This is a genomic window from Sphingomonas sp. DG1-23 (assembly GCF_030730875.1).
GTDB lineage: Bacteria > Pseudomonadota > Alphaproteobacteria > Sphingomonadales > Sphingomonadaceae > Sphingomonas.
On the sequence record NZ_JAVAMA010000002.1, the window covers coordinates 1 to 16,813 of the forward strand.

The 16,813-nt window shown below is 68.0% G+C and carries 17 protein-coding genes; 10 read left to right on the plus strand and 7 right to left on the minus strand.

The genetic code is table 11. The features are described 5' to 3' along the window. Together Q9Q95_RS02925 and Q9Q95_RS02930 are read right to left on the minus strand one after the other, a co-directional pair. Positions 1-351: MipA/OmpV family protein (locus Q9Q95_RS02925; RefSeq protein WP_306093673.1), on the minus strand; the 351-nt coding region annotated here is incomplete at its 3' end. A gap of 57 nt (positions 352-408) precedes the next feature. Beyond that, entirely contained in the window at positions 409-1,374 is a 966-nt protein-coding gene (locus Q9Q95_RS02930) for an SPOR domain-containing protein (RefSeq protein ID WP_306093675.1), read from the minus strand. A 177-nt stretch (positions 1,375-1,551) separates the two neighbouring features. Here Q9Q95_RS02930 and Q9Q95_RS02935 point away from each other — a divergent pair, with 177 nt between their 5' ends. The 4 genes from Q9Q95_RS02935 (at position 1,552) to Q9Q95_RS02950 (ending at position 4,671) form a co-directional block, all read left to right on the plus strand. After that, on the plus strand, positions 1,552-2,268 hold the full coding sequence (locus Q9Q95_RS02935) for a ParA family protein (protein WP_306093678.1): 717 nt from the start codon (positions 1,552-1,554) through the stop codon (positions 2,266-2,268). A gap of 13 nt (positions 2,269-2,281) precedes the next feature. Continuing rightward, positions 2,282-2,878, plus strand: a complete 597-nt coding sequence (locus Q9Q95_RS02940) for a hypothetical protein (protein ID WP_306094671.1) — start codon at positions 2,282-2,284, stop codon at positions 2,876-2,878. 11 nt (positions 2,879-2,889) lie between these two features. Next, complete coding sequence (locus Q9Q95_RS02945; RefSeq protein WP_306093680.1) at positions 2,890-4,248, plus strand: SPOR domain-containing protein; 1,359 nt, start codon at positions 2,890-2,892, stop codon at positions 4,246-4,248. Between the two features lie 132 nt (positions 4,249-4,380). Then, a complete protein-coding gene (locus tag Q9Q95_RS02950; RefSeq protein ID WP_306093683.1) occupies positions 4,381-4,671 on the plus strand; it encodes a hypothetical protein in 291 nt (96 codons plus the stop codon). A gap of 24 nt (positions 4,672-4,695) precedes the next feature. On the opposite strand, the gene Q9Q95_RS02955 is transcribed toward Q9Q95_RS02950, so the two are convergent. Next, positions 4,696-5,916: a dihydroorotase family protein gene (locus tag Q9Q95_RS02955; protein WP_306093686.1), complete on the minus strand. Its 1,221-nt coding sequence runs from the start codon at positions 5,914-5,916 to the stop codon at positions 4,696-4,698. Continuing rightward, positions 5,913-6,902 (minus strand): aspartate carbamoyltransferase catalytic subunit, encoded by a 990-nt coding sequence (locus Q9Q95_RS02960; protein WP_306093689.1) that lies wholly within the window; start codon positions 6,900-6,902, stop codon positions 5,913-5,915. Before Q9Q95_RS02960 ends, Q9Q95_RS02955 begins: the two co-directional genes overlap by 4 nt. A 153-nt stretch (positions 6,903-7,055) precedes the next feature. On the opposite strand from Q9Q95_RS02960, the gene Q9Q95_RS02965 reads away from it, so the two are divergent. After that, positions 7,056-9,209 carry a M48 family metallopeptidase gene (locus tag Q9Q95_RS02965; RefSeq protein ID WP_306093691.1) on the plus strand — a complete coding sequence of 718 codons (2,154 nt, stop codon included), beginning with the start codon at positions 7,056-7,058 and terminating at the stop codon, positions 9,207-9,209. Positions 9,210-9,215: 6 nt separating this feature from the next. Here Q9Q95_RS02965 and ruvX read toward each other — a convergent pair whose 3' ends face one another. Both ruvX and Q9Q95_RS02975 read right to left on the minus strand, forming a co-directional pair. After that, positions 9,216-9,677, minus strand: coding sequence for a Holliday junction resolvase RuvX (gene ruvX / locus Q9Q95_RS02970; RefSeq protein WP_306093694.1), 462 nt, complete (start codon positions 9,675-9,677; stop codon positions 9,216-9,218). After that, positions 9,674-10,777, minus strand: a complete 1,104-nt coding sequence (locus Q9Q95_RS02975; RefSeq protein WP_306093697.1) for a DUF3089 domain-containing protein — start codon at positions 10,775-10,777, stop codon at positions 9,674-9,676. The genes ruvX and Q9Q95_RS02975 overlap by 4 nt, the downstream gene beginning before the upstream one ends. Before the next feature lie 225 nt (positions 10,778-11,002). Here Q9Q95_RS02975 and Q9Q95_RS02980 point away from each other — a divergent pair, with 225 nt between their 5' ends. The 5 genes from Q9Q95_RS02980 (at position 11,003) to gatB (ending at position 16,364) form a co-directional block, all read left to right on the plus strand. Continuing rightward, a complete protein-coding gene (locus Q9Q95_RS02980; RefSeq protein WP_306093698.1) occupies positions 11,003-12,784 on the plus strand; it encodes a DUF4153 domain-containing protein in 1,782 nt (593 codons plus the stop codon). A 41-nt stretch (positions 12,785-12,825) separates the two neighbouring features. Further along, a complete protein-coding gene (gatC, locus tag Q9Q95_RS02985) occupies positions 12,826-13,113 on the plus strand; it encodes an Asp-tRNA(Asn)/Glu-tRNA(Gln) amidotransferase subunit GatC (protein WP_306093700.1) in 288 nt (95 codons plus the stop codon). Between the two features lie 109 nt (positions 13,114-13,222). Beyond that, positions 13,223-14,707, plus strand: a complete 1,485-nt coding sequence (gatA, locus tag Q9Q95_RS02990; RefSeq protein ID WP_306093702.1) for an Asp-tRNA(Asn)/Glu-tRNA(Gln) amidotransferase subunit GatA — start codon at positions 13,223-13,225, stop codon at positions 14,705-14,707. Next, positions 14,708-14,866 (plus strand): hypothetical protein, encoded by a 159-nt coding sequence (locus Q9Q95_RS02995; RefSeq protein WP_306093703.1) that lies wholly within the window; start codon positions 14,708-14,710, stop codon positions 14,864-14,866. It abuts the gene before it with no gap. Then, a complete protein-coding gene (gene gatB, locus Q9Q95_RS03000) occupies positions 14,859-16,364 on the plus strand; it encodes an Asp-tRNA(Asn)/Glu-tRNA(Gln) amidotransferase subunit GatB (protein WP_306093705.1) in 1,506 nt (501 codons plus the stop codon). The genes Q9Q95_RS02995 and gatB overlap by 8 nt, the downstream gene beginning before the upstream one ends. Here the strand turns inward: gatB and Q9Q95_RS03005 are convergent. After that, entirely contained in the window at positions 16,361-16,774 is a 414-nt protein-coding gene (locus Q9Q95_RS03005) for a hypothetical protein (protein WP_306093707.1), read from the minus strand. The genes gatB and Q9Q95_RS03005 overlap by 4 nt on opposite strands. Positions 16,775-16,813 lie beyond the last annotated feature (39 nt).

A 16,813-nucleotide genomic window follows, 5' to 3' on the forward strand; every position in this document is an offset into this window, starting at 1 on the left:
CTCGATCGAGACGCCGACTTCGTCGACCGGCAGGTCGGTCTCGTCGCGGCGGCGGCTGCCTTCGAGATTGAAGGCAGGGCCGATCGCGAAGCTGCCCGTCCGGATCAGCGGCACGCCGGGGCTCTCATCGGCGGATTCGAACTGGAACGGCCGGTCGCCGCGGGTCACCGAAATGTCCCAGAAGGGCGCGACGAGCACCTTGTCCGCACCCGGATAGCTGGGGAGCACTTGCGGGCCGAGCGCGACGCGGAAGCGGCGGGGCTCTTTGGGCGCGTCATCCTCCTGCGCGGCGGCGCCGGTCGCAAGGAGGAGTGCGGGAAGGGCGGCGGCGGTCAGGATGGCTTTGATCATGAGGCGCGAAACGCGCCCTGCAGATATTTGTTGCATCTGCGAAGCGATTTGTCGTGCCTAGCGTGCGACGGGCACGCAGGGTTTGACGCTGCCGCAGGCCGCTGCCGCTGCGGCACGCGAGGCATAGGGGCCGACCAGCAATCTGGTCAGCGCGCCGGCCTTGACGAAATAAGGCTGGCGGCCGGGGAAGCGTCCGCCGACCTGGCCCCACAGCTTGCGGGCATTGTTCGGATCGCCGAACGCGCCGAGCTGGACGCGCCAGCCGCCGTCGCGAACCGGCGTCGCGGCCGCCGGCGCAGGTGCCGGCCGGGTCGGGGCAGGGCGCGGCGTCGGGCGGGTTGCGACAGGCGGCGCGGGACGCGTGGTCACCGACGGGGCGGGGCGAACATTCTCCGCCACCTCGACCGGCGGCAGCGGCCGGCCGCCGTTGCGATAGTCTTCCTCATATTTGCGCGAGAGGGCCAGGCCCTTCTGGCGATCGTCGAGCGGCATGAACTGATCCATCTGGGCGCGCGCCTTGACCGCGGGATCGAGCCCGGTCGAGGACGCGCGGACCATGAGCGCGTAAGCGCGGACCCAGTCCTTCTGCACCCCGTCGGCGTTGAACAGCATGATGCCGAGAATATATTGCGCGCGGGCATCGTCGCGGCTGACCGCCCGCTGGAGCCAAGGCACCGCCTCGCTTTTCTTGCCGTTCTCGAACAGGGTCAGGCCGTAATAGCCCTCGGCCTGCTCATGGCCTTGCCGCGCCGCCTTGCCGTACCAGCTCTCGGCCTGTGCGGCGTCGGCGGAGACGCCGCGGCCGAGCTTATAGGCCTGGCCCATGTTGAACTGCGCATCGGCATTGCCGCGGTTCGCCTCGGGGCGCCATTTCTCGATCGCGATGCGATAGTCGCCGCGGTCATAGGCGTCGACACCGGCTCTGACCGGATCCTCCTGCACGGCAGGGGCCGGGTTTCGCTGGGCAGAAGCGGGCGCCACGAGCAGCGCACCCGCCAGGCTGGCCATCCAGAAGGACTTCATTCCAAACACGCTCCATCGCCCCCGCGACACCGGAAGTGCCACTTAATCCTTAAGAGGCAAACATATCCTTACTTTTCCGGAAACCAAAGTCCGTCCCGCGGCGAAACGCGTTAACCGGTTCTTATCTACCCCCATGGCATCAGGCAGCCTGCACTTATCGAGTTTCCGAGGGGGTTCATGCGCGTTCTAGCGATGGCATCGCAGAAGGGTGGGTCTGGCAAGACCACGCTGTCCGGTCACCTTGCGGTGCAGGCGCAGCTGGCCGGCCATGGGCCCGTCGTTCTCATCGATATCGATCCTCAGGGTTCGCTCTCCGACTGGTGGAACGAGCGCGACACCGAATATCCGGCGTTCGCCCAGACCACGGTCGCGCGGCTCCAGGCCGATCTCGAGGTTTTGCGCCAGCAGGGCTTCCGCCTCGCCGTGATCGATACGCCGCCCGCCATCACCATGGCGATCCAGAGCGTGATCCAGGTCGCCGAACTGATCGTCATCCCGACGCGCCCCAGTCCGCACGATCTGCGCGCCGTCGGCGCCACGGTCGATCTGTGCGAGCGCGCCGGCAAGCCGCTGATCTTCGTGGTCAACGCCGCGACGCCCAAGGCGCGGATCACGTCCGAAGCCGCGGTCGCGCTGTCGCAGCACGGCACCGTCGCGCCGATCACGCTCCACCACCGCACCGATTTCGCGGCGTCGATGATCGACGGCCGCACCGTCATGGAAACCGATCCGCGCGGCAAGTCCGCCGGCGAGGTCGCCGGGCTCTGGGCCTATATCTATGACCGGCTCGAGAAGAATTTCCGCCGCACCGTGTTTGCGGCGCCGGCGGCGCAGGCGAGCCAGTTCGGCCAGACGCGACCCTCTGGCGGTTTCGGCCGCCGGGTCATGAGCTGAGGGGGCGGCGATGATCGGCACCTCCAAACCGCTCGCTTCGCTCTCTTCCAGCCTCCTCGCCCGCAAGGGCCAGGCGCGTCCGGCGATGCGCCCGCAGGGCTTCCTGCAGATGAGCGCCGGGCAGCAGGAAGATCTCGGCTGGAACGACATGGGCGAGGAATTCCGCCCCGCGCCGGTCGCGGCGCCCTATGTCGCGCCGGTCGACCATAGCTACGAAGCGCCGAAGCCCGAAGTGCTGCGTCAGATCGAGGCGCTCGACGAGCAACTCGCCGCGCCGGTGCCCGCGTGCGTCGAGACCGAGGCGCCCGCGCCCGAAGCGCCGCTGGTGCTCGCGCGGCCGATGAAGCGCGAGCCGGTGCTCAAGCATGCGCCCGCGGTTTCGCAGGGCACGCTGGCCCGCGTCGCGCGCGAGGTTTCCGCCAAAAAGGCCAAGGCGGCGTTCACGCTGCGCCTCGACCATGCCCGCCACCTGCGGCTGCGCCTCGCATCCGCCGTCACCGGCCGCTCGGCCCAGCACCTCGTAACCGAAGCGCTCGACCAGTTCCTCGAATCGCTCGAGGGCATCGACACGCTCGCCAGCCAGATCGACCCCGCGACGCTCCGGGGCTGAAGGACATGACCATGACCAGCCGCAAGATGATCAAGTTCGGCCTCTCGGCACTCGTGCTGGGGGGCGTCGCCATGACCGGCGTCGCGACGCAGGGCTTCACCAGCACTGCTTTTGCAAGCGCGGGCGCCAGCGCCAAGAAGGCGGCAGCCGAGGCAAAGGATGCGCGCAAGGCGATCGCCAAGCGCAAGGGCGACCAGGCGGTGCAGCACGCCGAAGCGGCGGTGGCCAATGATCCCGCCAATGCCGAGTATCGCGCATTGCTCGGCCAGGCCTATCTGCTCGCCGGCCGCTTTACCTCGGCCGGCCAGGCACTGAACGACGCGCTGACGCTCAGCCCGCAGGACGGACGCGTCGCGCTCAATCTGGCGCTCGCCAAGGTCGCGCAGGGCGACTGGGCCGGCGCGCGCGCGACGCTGCAGGCGAATGCCGAAATCATCCCCGCGGGTGACCGCGGCCTCGCCTTCGCGCTCGCCGGCGATCCGGTGACGGCGATCGAGATCCTCGGTCCCGCCGCGCGCGATGCGACGGCGACCGCCAAGACCCGCCAGAATCTGGCGCTCAGTCTCGCGCTCGCCGGCCGCTGGGCCGAAGCGGGCAAGGTCGCGGCGATGGACGTCTCGCCGGATCAGCTCCAGGCGCGAATGGTCGAATGGGCGCAGTTCGCACGCCCGGCCAATGCCTATGATCAGGTCGCATCGCTGCTCGGCGTGCGCGCAGTCGAGGATGGCGGCCAGCCGGTCGCGCTCGCGCTGACGCAGCAGCCGGGTGTCGCAGTGGCGGCAGCCGCCCCGGCCGCCGATCCGGTGGACAGCTATATGCCCGGCGTGCCGCAGGGCGCGGAGCAGGTTGCCGCCGTAGAGGCCGCTGCCGCGCCGCAGGTCGAAGCGCAGCCGGAACAGCAGCAGGTGGCGGGCACCGGTCCGCAAATCGTGTTCGGCCCGCGCGCCGAAGTGGTCCAGCAGGTTCCGGTGGCGCAGGCGGCGCCGGCGCGCGTCGCGCCCAAGGCGCCCGTCCGCGTCGCCAAGGCAGCCGCAGTCGAGGCCCCGGCGGTCACGGCGAAGGCAAAGCCCGGCGCCTATTATGTCCAGCTCGGCGCCTATGAGAGCGCAGCGGTGGCGCGCGACGCATGGGCGCGGCACACCCGCCGGGTTCCTTCGCTGCGCGCCGAGACTCCGCAGGGCGTCAAATTCTCGACCGCGGCGGGCAATTTCTATCGCCTGTCGGTCGGCGGCTTCGCGCGCACCGATGCGGCAAATCTCTGCCAGCAGGTTCGCGCCAGCGGCAGCCCGTGCTTCGTGCGTGCGGCCGCGGGCGACAGCGTCGCTGCATGGGTCAAGGGCGGCGGTCGTACGCAGGTCGCCGCGCGCTGAATTTCTTACAGTTCGTCACGACGAAGGCCGGGGCCAACGCTCCGGCCTTTTTCGTTGGGCCATTCGCCTGTAATTTGACGTTCAGCTTATCGGCGTTAATCTGGATTCTCGACATCCAGGGGAGTAGCTGCCGTGCTTCGTCTGACGCTTGCCACCTTCGTCGCCGTCGCGCTTCCTGCCGTGGCGAATGCCCAAAGCGCCCTTTCCGAAGCCGACCAGCAGCGCGTCGTCTGCGTTCCGAAGCGCGATGCTGCCGGGAAGAAGATCGAGGGCGAAATCTGCCAGACAGGGCGCGACTGGCAGCGCTGGATCGCCAAGGCGCCGATTCCCGCGAAATACCGGACGACCAGCCAGCAGTCGACGAGCCGCATCGCTGCCGGGCATCTGGCCTATCCGCATTATTTCAAGGCCAGCCCCTATTGATCCGGGCCTGAAGCGGCTCCTGCATTAGTCTACCGGCGATCCGCCCTTGTAGAGGCGAAGAACCTTGCCCTGCACCGGCAGCCGATCGAACGGGGTGTTGCCGGCGCGGGCGACCATGTTTTCGGCCTCGATCTGCCACGGCGCGCCGGCATCGAGCACGACCAGATCGGCGGGGCTGCCCGCCGCCAGCGTTCCGGTCTTGAGCCCCAATATCTTCGCCGGATTGGCTGCGAGCAGGGCGAAGAGCCGCTCGATCGGGATCAGCCCGTCGCGCACCAGCCCCAGCGACAATGCGAGCAACGTCTCGGCGCCCGACATGCCGGGTTCGGCATCGGTGAACGGCAGGCGCTTGGCCTCGGGGCCGCGCGGATCATGGCCCGAGGCGATCACGTCGATCGTGCCGTCCTTCACCGCCGCGAGCGCCGCCTGACGATCGCTCTCGTCGCGCAGCGGCGGCGAGAGGCGCGCGAAGGTGCGGAAATCGCTGATCGCGATGTCCGACAGCAAGAGGTGCGCCGGAGTGATGCCGCAGGTGACGCCGACGCCGCGGCGCTTGGCGGCACGGACCAGGTCGAAGGCGGCGGCGGTGGTGACCTGACGGAAATGGACCCGCGCGCCGGTCTCCTCGGCGAGGATCAGGTCGCGCGCGACCGCGAGGGCTTCGGCGATTGCAGGGGCGGCGGGGAGGCCGTGGCGGGTGGCGGTCTCGCCTTCGGTGGCGACGGTGCCCTGGGCCAATCCGCCATCTTCGGCATGCACGACGACGACGAGGCCGCAATCGCGCGCGTACGCGAGCAATTTGCGCATCGTCCCCGACGAGGCGAGCCAGCCGCGCCCGGTGGCGACGGCGCGTGCGCCCGCAGAGGCATTGATCGCCATCTCGCCGAGATCCTGCCCTTCGAGGCCGCGGGTCGCGGCGGCGAGCGGGTGGACCCAGAGCGCCGGCTTGCCCGACAATGCGGCGCGGCGGATGATGCCGGGATCGTCGAGCACCGGCGACTGATCGGGCATCAGTCCGACCCGGGCGATGCCGCCGGCACGGCACGCGGCCTTGTCGACCGCGAACACGCCGAGATCGATCAGCGCGGGGGCGAGGGTCTTGCCGGCGAGGTCGATACGCTGGGCGTCGGCGGGAATCTCGAAGTCGCCGATCGCGGCGATGATTTCGCCGTTGACCAGCAGATTGCCGTTGGTGACACCGGCAATCGGGCAGACGAGCTGCGCGTTGAGGAAGGCGGTCTTCATGCCCAGCCCTCCACGCCGCGTTCGGCGCGGGTGAGCACGTCGAGGCAGGCCATGCGGACCGCGACTCCCATCTCGACCTGTTCGGTGATCGCGCTACGCGTGGGGTGATCGGCGACCGAGGATTCGATCTCGACGCCGCGATTCATCGGTCCCGGATGCATCACCAATGCATCGGGTTTCGCGCGGGAGAGCCGTTCGGGGGTGAGCCCATAGCGCATATGGAACTCGCGGGTGGAGGGAATGTAGCCGCCCGCCATCCGCTCGTTCTGGACGCGGAGCATCATCACCACGTCGGCGCCGTCGAGCGCGGCGTCGAAATCGGTGAAGGGCTGGACGTACATCCGCTCGATCGCCGCGGGCATCAAGGTCGACGGCGCGACGACCCGGACTTCGGCCGCCAGTGCCGTCAGCGCCAGCATGTTCGAACGCGCCACCCGGCTGTGGAGGATATCGCCGCAGATCACCACGCGCTGGCCGGCGACGCTGCCGCGGCGGCGACGAATCGTCAGCGCGTCGAGCAAGGCCTGGGTCGGATGCTCGTGCCAGCCGTCGCCGGCGTTGAGCACCGGGCAATCGACTTTTTGCGCGATCAGATCGACCGCGCCCGAACTCATGTGGCGGATGACGATCACGTCGGCACGCATCGCGTTCAAGGTGACCGCAGTGTCGATCAGCGTCTCGCCTTTCTTCACCGAACTCTGCGCCGCGTGCATGTTGACCACGTCGGCGCCGAGCCGCTTTCCGGCGATCTCGAACGAGAGCAGGGTTCGCGTCGAATTCTCGAAGAATGCATTGATCTGGGTGAGGCCTTCGAGGCGCTTGTCGCTCTTGGCGCGGGTGCGGTTCGCCTCGACCCATTGCTCGGCCTCGTCGAGCAGGAAGACGATCTCGTGCGGCTGGAGGCCGGCGATCCCGGTCAGGTGCCGGTGCGGGAAAGCGGCGCGGCCGGGAAGCTGCGCCGCGGGGCTGTGATCGGAAGCTTGCATTAAAGCTGCGGCGTAGCGACGCGCGGACGAGGGGGCAAGAGCGGGAACGCAAACGATCGACGCGGAAGTTTCACCACCGCAACGTCCGCGGTTGCCGAGACGCTTTTGCATCCGCTACGGCGCCGCGAGGCGGTGGCTGCAAAGGGGCAAATAATGTCGGGCCGGGTTCGTGAAGCGTTCATTCTCGTTCTGACCACCTTGATCCTGCCGCTCGCGGTGTTGGGTTTGGGGATCTGGGAGCAGCAACGCGTACCGGCGAATCAGGCCGAAAATCTCGCTGCGCGCGAAGAAGTCGCGGCGATCCTCGCCGATTTCGAAGCCAGGACCAAAGCGGCGGCGGCCGAAGGAAGGATCGCGTTCGATGCGCAGATCCGCATCGACGGCCGCTCCTATGTCGGCGATGCTGCGGTCGGGCTGGCACGCGGCGAACTGAACCGGCTGGACCGCGCACTCTATGTCGAGAGCATTCGCGCATATCTGCCGCCCGTGGTGATCGTCTGTGCCGCGCTGGTGTTCGCGATCTCGGTGCTGATGCTGCTCGGCTCCACGGCGCTGGGCTGGGCCGGGCGCCAGTCGCGCGATGCGCTGGAGCGCGGCTTCAGCTTCGTACGGCGTGCGCTGCCGGCGCTGCTCGGCGTGCAGGTGGTGCTGACCGCCATCGGCGTGGTCGCGGCGGTCGCGTTCGAAGCCGCGCCTCTGGCCGAGCTCGACAATCCCGGCAGCCGCGACATGAAGCTGATGCTCATCGCCGTCGTGGTGATGGGCTTCTCCTTGTGGACCGCGGGCAAGGCGGTGCTCAATCTGCGGCACACGCTCGCATTGTTCGAGCCCGATCCGCTCGAGATCGACGGTCGCAGCGTCTCGCGCGACGACGCACCGGGTCTGTGGCAATGGGTCGACGGGCTCGCCGACCGGCTCGGAGCGTTGCGTCCCGACCAGATCGTCGTCGGCCTGACTCGCGGCTTCTTCGTAACTTCGGGACCCAAGTTGCTGCCGGACGGCCAGCGGTTCGAAGGCCGCACGCTCTATCTGCCGTTGCCCTATCTGCCGCTGCTCCGCCAGGACGAGGCCGAGGCGATCATCGGGCACGAACTCGGCCATTTCACCGGCGGCGACACCGAATACAGCCTGCGCTTCCTGCCGATCTATGCGGGGGTGAACCGCTCGCTCGCGGCGATGGTCCTCGCCGGACGCGGGGCGGACGGGTCCGACGGATTCATCACGCGCCCGGCGATCGAGCTGGGAGTCTTCGTGATGGACCGCTTCGATCGCGCCGTGATGCACTGGAGCCGGTTGCGCGAATTCGCGGCCGACGAAGCCGGCGCCAGCATCACCTCGCCCGAAGCGCAGGCGCGCGCGCTGCTGCGCACCGATGCGGTCGAGCGGAGCATCGCCGAAACGCTGAACGCGGCGTTCGAGCATCCGGAGACCGCGCCTGTGGACCTGATCGCAGCCACGCTCGAACGGGCGCGCGCGAACGGGCTCGATGATCCGTCGGGGATCGAGGAGCAGCACCAGCCGCACCCGACCGACACCCATCCGCCGCGGCACCAGCGTCTCGCTGCGCTGGGAATTACGCCCGGTCCGGCGCTCATCGCCGAAGTCACTGCGGCGCCGCCTGAGGATGCGATGGCGCGAGTCTCGGCGCTGTTCGCCGCACCGGACCAATTGTTCCGCGAGCTGACCGCCGACTTCACCGGCGGCGCCCGCGAGACGCATCGGGCGCATCGCGAGTCGCTGGAGACGGCGGCGGGGGCGGTCAGCGCCGAGGCAGTGGTGGTCAAGGACAGCACCAAAGCCGGTGGGTGGGCGCTCGGCGTCGGCGGGCTGATCTTCGTGGCGATGGCGATCGGGATAAAGATCGAGGAAGCGCAATTGCCGAGCGACCTCACTTCGCTGACCGCGATAGCCGGCGGCATCGGGCTGGTCTTCCTGATCATCGCAGCGGCTTTGCTGATCCGCGGCGAGAAGCCGTTCGTCACGCTCCATCCCGACGCGCTGATCCTCGACGGGGTGGATCGCCCGCTGGCGTGGAGCGAGATCGAGCAGGTCGGCTATCAGGTGGTCGGCGGCGCCGCCAACAGCAACGGGCTTCGCTTCAGCGTGTTCCTGACCGAGGACGCGCCGATGCCGGGCCGTGCCAAGGGCGCGCGGCGCGCGAAGATCAGCCGCAAGAAGCGCAAGATCGAAATCGCCTCGCGGCGACTGCGCAACAAGATGACGGCGCAGGCCTTTGCCGAGCTGATCGCGCAATATCGCGAGGCCGATTACGCGCGGAGCCTTTTGGCGCGGCAGGACGCCGCCTGAAGCCGCTCAGACGTTGACGAGGCCGTCGATCGCGCCCTGCAGGATGTGCGCAGCGGCCATGTTGTCGATCATCCCGGCGCGGCGGGCGCGGCTGAAATCCTGCTCGATCAAGGTGCGCTCGACCGCGACCGTCGACCAGCGCTCGTCGGACAGCAGGATCGGCAGGCCGATATCGTCCATGTTGCGGGCGAAGGCGCGCGTCGATTGGGTGCGCGGGCTGTCGCTGCCGTCGAGGTTGAGCGGCAGGCCGATGACCAGCCCCTTTACCTGCTGCTTCGCGATCAGCTCGGCGAGCGCGGCCTTGTCCTTTGTGAATTTGGTGCGGCGGATCAGCGAGGCGGGACTGGCGAAGCTCCAGCCGGCGTCGCACAGTGCGGTGCCGATCGTCTTCGTCCCCACATCGAGCCCGAGCAGGCGCCCCCCCGAGGGCAGAACGGCGCGAAACTCGGCGGGGAGGGTGGTGATCATTTCTTGAACGCCGTCAGCCGCAGTTCGGCATCGCGGCGCACGTTCGCCCAGAACAGGCTGTAATCGAACACATGGTAATTGTTGCCGGGCAGGACGTACTGGCCGAACTCGGGCGGGTCTTGCCCGATCGTCAGGAAGCCGCGGCCTTCGCAGCGCGCGGGGACGCGGCCGACGACCAATTGGGCCGACTGGAAATTCATATCGGGGATCAGCGTGCCGAGATTGGCCTCGGCCGGTGCCGAATCGCCGGACTTGCCGGTGAGCGGATTGGTGCAGATCATCGGGGTACCGGCGCGCGGCTGGCCGGTGAAGCCGGTAGTGGCGTCGAAAGTATCGACGATCAGCGACGGATCGGCGGGATCGGCGAAGCTCTGCCACGACAATATGCAGCCGGCCTGATCGGCCTGCGCGCAGGCCGGGAGCCCCATTTTCGGCAAGTCGGCGGAGATCGAGACCGGCCAGCCGACGACATAGGCCGCGACGATGCGCTTCGCGATCGGCTGCCCGGCGATCCGGTTGACGAGCAGCCGCGAAAGGTGGAGTGCGCCCTGGCTGTGCCCGGCGAGGATGATCGGCCGCTCGCCCGCCTCGGCGACGAACTGGTCGAACGCAGCGAGTACGTCGCGATAGGCGAAATCGAGCGCCTTCTGTGCGCTGGACTTGCTGGTGAGAAAGGCGCCGAACGTCGCCTGGCGATAGCGCGGCGCCCAGATCGCACCCACCGAATTGAACGCGCTCGCCTGGCCGCGGAGGAACAAGGCGGCGCGATTGTTGGCGTCGGCATTGTCGAGCGGGGCGTTCCACGTCCTGGTGTCGAGAAACGAGGTGGGGTGGACGAAGAACACCGCCGCCTCGGGCTTCGCGGCGGGGGTATAGCCGGTGGGCGCCCAGAGCGCCGGATTGCCCGGCTTGTCGGGGCGGGCGATCCACATGTCGGGGCGGGCATAGGCGCGAGCGTCGGCCGGGGGCAGGGCGACCGCCTCGCCCGCGGGCACCATGAACTGGCGCATCAGCTGCACGCCGTAGAATCGGTAGGCAAAGGCAGCGGCGAGCGCGAGCACGATCAGTATGACGACGACATAGAGGAATTTCCGGGCCAAGCGCACTCTCCATTGTGCGATGCAGCATAAACCGATCACGATGCAATCGCGTTCCCGTGGCGCACGCTTGTGAAGGATGCAACTGCGTTGACGCGGGCACCCCGCCGAACGATGCTCGTATCCGGGGGAAGATCTGCACGCTCAGGAAAAGCTCAGCCTTTGCTCATGCCGCGCGGGTGGATTTCCGCCACGGCGCGGCGACGTTCATCGATCGGAGGGAAGTGGATGCAAGCGGACGAAGCAACCGGAGGGGAGCTGCTCGCGCCGGCATGGGCGATGCGGCCGCTGATCCTCGCCGCTATCGGGCTCGCGGCGGGGCTGTGCGTGCATCTGATTCTCGGGGCGGGGTTTCGCAGCCATCTTTCGGCGCTCGAGGCCGCGGCGCTGACCGGGGTGACGCTGGCTGCCGGGCTGGCGGGCTTCACGCTCGAGCGGCGGCTATGGTGGGCCTCGATCGCCTTTTCGGTTTCAGTGGCTTTGGTCGGCGCGCTCGTCGTCGCATGGAACGGCTCGCCCGAGGACTGGAGCGTCGGCGAAGGCTGGCGGATGGTCAGCCTGTTGCTGGCGGTGGCGATCGCGGCGCCCTTGTTCCAGGCGGCGCGCGACGAAGGAGCGCGACGTTTCCCCTATCCGGTGGTCCACGATCACGCCTGGACCAATGTGGTGCTGTTCGCGGCGTGCTGGGTGTTCGTGGCGATCGTGTTCGCGCTGGCGTGGCTGCTGGCGATGCTGTTCGACCTGATCAAGATCGATTTTCTCAAGGAGTTGCTCCAGAAGGACTGGTGCTGGCGCGCGCTGATCGGGCTCGCCTTCGGGGGCGCGCTCGGGCTGTTGCGCGAACATGACGGCGTGGTGCGGCTGCTGCAGCGGGTGGTGGCACTGGTGCTGGCGGTGCTGGCGCCGGTCCTCGCATTCGGTCTGCTGCTGTTCGTGCTGGCGCTGCCCTTTACCGGCCTGACCGCACTGTGGGAGGCGACCAGCGCGACCACCCCGATCCTGCTGTTCTGCGTGGTCGGCGCACTGATCCTCGCCAATGCGGTGCTCGGCAACGCGCCCGCCGAGGAGCGGCGCTTCCCGCTGCTGCGCTACGGCGCGATGGGGCTGGGGGCGGTGATGCTGCCGCTGGCGGTGCTCGCGGCGATCGCGATCGGGCTGCGCGTGGGGCAATATGGCTTCACGCCCGAGCGGCTCTGGGCGATCGTGTTCGTCGCGCTCGCCTGCCTGTGGGGCGCGGCCTATTTCGGGGCGCTGGTGCTCGGACGCCTCGACTGGGGGACCCGGGTACGGCCGCTCAACCTGATTCTGGCGTTCACGGTGTGCGGCGTGGCGCTGCTGCTGGCGACGCCGATCGTCAGCTTCAACGCCATCTCGACGCGCGACCAGCTTGCGCGGCTCGAATCGGGCAAGGTGACGCCCGAGCAGTTCGACTGGCGCGCACTGGCGTTCGATTTCGGCCAGCCGGGGCGGAGCGCGCTCAAGAAGCTGCAGGCGTCAGCCAACGCGACGATCAGGGCGCGCGCGAACGAAGTGGCCAGGGCCGAGATGCGCTGGGACGTGAAGGATACCAGCCGGCAGACGAAGCAACGCAGCGAAGTGGCGGCCAATACGCGCATGCTGCACCCCGGGGCCGCGCTTCCCGAGAGCCTCCGCGACATTCTCGCGCAGCGCTACGACTGCGTGCGCGACGAGAAATGCGCCGTGCTGCTGATCGGCCAGACCGAGGCACTGGTATTCAACGATGCCTGCTTCGCCGCGCCCAGGCCGGCGCCTTCGAGCACGCCGGGTCCGATCAAGGAACAACCGGCTTCGCGGGGTGGTTGCCACGGCGGCACCAGCTATCATCTTGAGCACGGCAAGTGGGAGCAGGGGCCTACGAGGCGGCCTGCGACTGCGGCCGAGCTTCGCGCGATTGCGGAAGGGTATGCCGCCGGCAAGGTGGAGATCCGCACGGTGCCGCGTCGTCAGGCCTATGTCGGCGGGGTCCCGGTCGGCGACCCGTTCGAATAGCAATGCTTGAAGGGCGAGGGCGCGGCTGTTAGTCGCGCCCCATGTCCGTAGACACAGCAACCGTGAAGAAGGTGGCCAGCCTCGCCCGGATCGCGATCAGCGATTCCGATGCCGAGCGCCTTGCGCCAGAGCTCAACAACATCCTCGGCTGGATCGAGCAGCTCGGCGAGGTCGACACGTCGAACGTCGAGCCGATGACTGCCGTGATCCCCAACACGCTCCGCCTGCGCGAGGACGTGGTCACCGAAGGCGGCCAGCGCGACGCCGTCCTCCAAAACGCGCCGCAGGGCGAGCACGGTTTCTTCACGGTGCCGAAGGTGGTCGAATGATGACGGCACGGCATCAGTCGACCATCCCCGCGAAAGCGGGGATCCAGGGCAACAAGCAGACCGATCGCGTGGGACCCTGGGCTCCTGCTTTCGCAGGAGCACGGAAAGCATGAGCGACGTTACCGATCTCGGCATCGCCCAGCTGCGCGACGGCGTCCGGGCGGGGACCTTCTCGGCGCGCGAAGTCGCCGACGCGTTCATCGTCAAGGTGAGCCGTGCCAAGGCGCTCAACGCGTTCATCGTCGAGACGCCCGATCACGCGATCGCCGCGGCCAAGGAAGCCGATGCCGCGCGGGCGGCGGGCGAGACGCTCAAGCCGCTGGCCGGCGTGCCGATCGGCATGAAGGACCTGTTCGCCACCCGGGGCGTCCAGACCACCGCCGCGAGCCACATCCTCGAAGGCTTCAAGCCGGTCTATGAATCGACCGTGTCGCAGCGGCTGTGGGATGCCGGCGCGGGCATGCTCGGCAAGCTCAACATGGACCAGTTCGCGATGGGCTCGTCGAACGAGACCAGCTATTTCGGCAATGTGATCTCGCCGTGGCGGCGCGGCGGCGGCGACAATGCGCCGCTGGCGCCGGGCGGATCGTCGGGCGGCAGCTCGGCGGCGATCGCGGCGCGGATCGTTCCCGGCGCGACCGGCACCGATACCGGCGGCTCGATCCGCCAGCCCGCGGCGTTCACCGGCATCTCGGGGATCAAGCCGACCTATGGCCGCTGCTCGCGCTGGGGCGTGGTCGCGTTCGCCTCGTCGCTCGATCAGGCCGGGCCGATGGCGCGCGACGTGCGCGATTGTGCGATCCTGCTCGAGAGCATGGCCGGGTTCGATCCGAAGGATTCGACTTCGCTCGAGCTGGCGGTGCCGAAATGGGAAGCGAGCCTCTCCGGCAATCTTCGCGGCAAGAAGATCGGCATTCCCAAGGAATATCGCGTCGACAACATGCCGCCGGAGATCGAGGCATTGTGGCAGCGCGGCATCGACTGGGTGAAGGATGCCGGTGCCGAGATCGTCGAAGTGTCGCTCCCGCATACCAAATACGCGCTGCCGGCATATTACATCGTCGCGCCGGCAGAGGCTTCCTCCAACCTCGCGCGCTACGACGGCGTCCGCTACGGGCTGCGCGAGCTCGCCGAGGGGCAGAACCTCCAGGATATGTACGCCGCGACCCGCGCCGCCGGCTTCGGCGAAGAGGTCAAGCGCCGCATCCTGATCGGGACGTACGTGCTGTCGGCTGGCTTTTACGACGCCTATTACACGCAGGCGCAGAAGGTGCGGACGCTGATCGCGCAGGATTTCGAGAATGCGTGGCAGTTCTGCGACCTGCTGCTCACCCCGACCGCTCCCAGCGCCGCATTTGCGCTGGGCGACAAATCGGCCGATCCGCTGGCCATGTATCTCAACGACGTGTTCACCGTGCCGAGCAGCCTCGCGGGCCTGCCGGCGATGTCGGTGCCGGGCGGGCTCGACAAAGGCGGGCTGCCGCTGGGGCTGCAGATCATCGGCAAGCCGCTCGACGAGCAGGGCGTGCTCGACGCCGGGCTGGCGATCGAGCAACGTGCCGGGTTCACCGCGCGGCCGGACAGCTGGTGGTAAATGGAAGAAGCGTGCGTCGCACTCGCAGCCGTTGTGGCGATGGCGGCCGCGGTGTTCTTCGCTGATCTGGTCGGCTTCTGCATGGGGCTGGGCTGGGGATATTACTCCAAAAGGCGCCGGGCCAAGCGCGCCGAACGGAAGTTGCAGGCAAATGACTGAATCTACCTATCGCATCCAGGGCGACACCGGCGAATGGGAGGTCGTGATCGGCCTCGAGGTGCACGCGCAGGTCACTTCCAACGCCAAGCTCTTCTCGGGCGCGGCGACCGATTTCGGCGCCGAGCCCAACAGCCAGGTGTCGCTGATCGACGCGGCGATGCCCGGCATGCTGCCGACGCCGAACAAGGAGTGCATCCGCCAGGCAGTGCGCACCGGCATGGCGCTGGGCGCAGTGATCAACAAATATTCGCGGTTCGACCGGAAGAATTATTTCTACGCCGACCTGCCGCAGGGTTATCAGATCAGCCAGCTCTACCACCCGATCGTCGGCGAGGGGCGGATCGAGATCAGCCTCGACGAGAAGGATCCCGAAGCCTTTACCAAGGAGATCGGGATCGAGCGCATCCATGTCGAGCAGGATGCCGGCAAATTGATGCACGATCAGCATCCGACGCGGTCTTATGTTGACCTCAATCGCGCCGGCGTCGCGCTGATGGAGATCGTCAGCCGGCCGGATATGCGTTCTCCCGCCGAAGCAGGAGCTTACGTCAAGAAGTTGCGTTCGATCCTGCGCTATGTCGGCAGCTGTGACGGCAATATGGAAGAGGGATCGATGCGCGCCGACGTCAATGTCAGCGTGCGCAAGCCGGGCGGCGCGTTCGGCACGCGGACCGAGACCAAGAACGTCAATTCGGTGCGCTTCGTGATGGCGGCGATCGAATATGAGGCGCGCCGCCAGGTCGAAGTGATCGAGAGCGGCGGGCGGATCGTCCAGGAAACCCGCCTGTTCGATCCCGATCGGGGCGAGACGCGCTCGATGCGCTCGAAGGAAGACGCGCACGATTATCGCTATTTCCCCGATCCCGACCTGCTGCCCCTGATCCTCGAGGACTCATTTCTCGACGAATGTCAGGCAAGCCTGCCCGAACTGCCCGACGCCAAGCGCCGCCGCTACGAGAGCGAGCTGGGGCTGAGCGCGTACAATGCCGCAGTGCTGACCGCCGATGCCGAGACGGCGCGCTGGTTCGAAGCGCTGCTGGCGGAATCGGCGCGCGTGCAGGCCAAAGGCGAGCAGGAAGTCGCGCGGCCCGCGGCCAACTGGCTGATCTCGGACCTGTACGGCGCGCTCAATCGGCTGGGCAAGGAGCTTGGCGAGAGCCCGGTCAGTCCGGTGCAGGGCGCCGAATTGCTGGCACTGGTCGCCGACGGCACGATCTCGGGCCCGCTCGCAAAGCAGGTGTTCGAAATCATGCTCGAAACCGGCGACAGCGCGCCGAAGATCGTCGAGGATCGCGGGCTCAAGCAGACCAGCGATACCGGCGCGATCGAGGCGGTGATCGCCGAGGTTCTGGCGAAAAATCCGGGCCAGCTCGAGCAGTATCGCGGCGGAAAGGAGGCGTTGTTCGGCTTCTTCGTCGGCCAGACGATGAAGGCGATGGGCGGCAAGGCCAATCCGGCGGTGGTCAACGAGCTGCTGAAGAAGGCGCTGGCGGGCTAGGCAGGCGGCGGGCTCAGCAGCGCGGCCGTGATCGTCAAGCCTGCCAGCGCAAGCAGCAAGCCGAGGTTTCGGCGCGGCGTCTGCGTTGCCGTCACGGTCAGGTAAAAGGCCAGCCCGCCGACGGCGCCGACCAGCGCGTAGATTGCGACATAGCGCCATGGCCGGCTCGAACAGCCCGAGATCGCGTTGATCAGCGGCAGGGCGGTGCCGGTCGCCGTGCCGGCCAGCAGCGCCGTCCACGGGTTTGTCCAGCGCAAGCGCAAGGCGAGCAAGTATAAGGGCATACCCAGCACCGCGACGACCAGCGCCGTGACGACGAAGACCGCGACGTATAGCCCGAGCGAACCGGCGGGCGGCGTGAACACGGCCAGCATCAGCAACAACGCCGCGAGCGCTGTCGCGACGAACATGGCGAGACAGCCTTGGTCAGCGGACGCCGCGAGGGTTTG

Bases quoted from the DNA above. Each gene is read 5' to 3' on its own strand.
- Q9Q95_RS02930 (WP_306093675.1), bottom strand. From the start codon at position 1,374: ATGAAGTCCTTCTGGATGGCCAGCCTGGCGGGTGCGCTGCTCGTGGCG.
- Q9Q95_RS02935 (WP_306093678.1), top strand. From the start codon at position 1,552: ATGCGCGTTCTAGCGATGGCATCGCAGAAGGGTGGGTCTGGCAAGACC.
- Q9Q95_RS02945 (WP_306093680.1), top strand. From the start codon at position 2,890: ATGACCAGCCGCAAGATGATCAAGTTCGGCCTCTCGGCACTCGTGCTG.
- Q9Q95_RS02955 (WP_306093686.1), bottom strand. From the start codon at position 5,916: ATGAAGACCGCCTTCCTCAACGCGCAGCTCGTCTGCCCGATTGCCGGT.
- Q9Q95_RS02960 (WP_306093689.1), bottom strand. From the start codon at position 6,902: ATGCAAGCTTCCGATCACAGCCCCGCGGCGCAGCTTCCCGGCCGCGCC.
- Q9Q95_RS02965 (WP_306093691.1), top strand. From the start codon at position 7,056: ATGTCGGGCCGGGTTCGTGAAGCGTTCATTCTCGTTCTGACCACCTTG.
- ruvX (WP_306093694.1), bottom strand. From the start codon at position 9,677: ATGATCACCACCCTCCCCGCCGAGTTTCGCGCCGTTCTGCCCTCGGGG.
- Q9Q95_RS02980 (WP_306093698.1), top strand. From the start codon at position 11,003: ATGCAAGCGGACGAAGCAACCGGAGGGGAGCTGCTCGCGCCGGCATGG.
- gatC (WP_306093700.1), top strand. From the start codon at position 12,826: ATGTCCGTAGACACAGCAACCGTGAAGAAGGTGGCCAGCCTCGCCCGG.
- gatA (WP_306093702.1), top strand. From the start codon at position 13,223: ATGAGCGACGTTACCGATCTCGGCATCGCCCAGCTGCGCGACGGCGTC.
- Q9Q95_RS02995 (WP_306093703.1), top strand. From the start codon at position 14,708: ATGGAAGAAGCGTGCGTCGCACTCGCAGCCGTTGTGGCGATGGCGGCC.
- gatB (WP_306093705.1), top strand. From the start codon at position 14,859: ATGACTGAATCTACCTATCGCATCCAGGGCGACACCGGCGAATGGGAG.
- Q9Q95_RS03005 (WP_306093707.1), bottom strand. From the start codon at position 16,774: ATGTTCGTCGCGACAGCGCTCGCGGCGTTGTTGCTGATGCTGGCCGTG.